Here is a 499-nt window from a genome sequence, read left to right as displayed (position 1 = left end):
CGACCAGCGCCTCCTGGTCGTCCCGGGGCGCGCCCCACCGGGCGATGTCGGCGTCGGCGGCCGCGGCGTCGGACGGCCGTTCGCCCAGCGCGCGCTGCTCGGCGGCGTGCAGGGCGATCCGGGCGCCGGAGGCCCGGCGCAGCGCCTCGGCTCCGCCCAGGTGGTCGGCGTGCAGGTGGGTCACGGCGATCAGGTCGACGTCGGCCAGCGAGTGGTCGACGTCGGCGAGGGCGCTCTCGAGGCGGTCGAGGTTGGCCTCGACTCCCCACCCGGGATCGATGACCGTCAGGGCGCCGTCGGAGCCCTCGACGACGTAGCCCAACGAGTGGTCGTCGATGCCGTCGCCGAACTCGAACGCGACCGACCAGACGCCGTGCCGGACCTCCTCCACGGGCGGCAGCGCGCCGCGACGGACGGCGTCGGCCTGCACGGGGCTGAGCGGGGCGGGAGGCGCGGGTCGGCTGGTGGCGTCGGTCACCCCGCGAGCCTAGCCAGCGCC

1 protein-coding gene is annotated in these 499 nt (G+C 77.2%); it reads right to left on the bottom strand.

Annotated features, from left to right (window positions below; translation table 11 throughout):
• Positions 1-478: MBL fold metallo-hydrolase (locus IFT36_RS16180; RefSeq protein WP_200413684.1), on the bottom strand; the 478-nt coding region annotated here is incomplete at its 3' end.
• Positions 479-499 lie beyond the last annotated feature (21 nt).

Source organism: Frigoribacterium sp. CFBP 13605 (genome assembly GCF_014839405.1).
Taxonomy (GTDB): Bacteria; Actinomycetota; Actinomycetes; order Actinomycetales; family Microbacteriaceae; genus Frigoribacterium.
Note: the sequence above shows the minus strand (reverse complement) of the source record. Positions and strands in the feature narration are given on the sequence as shown.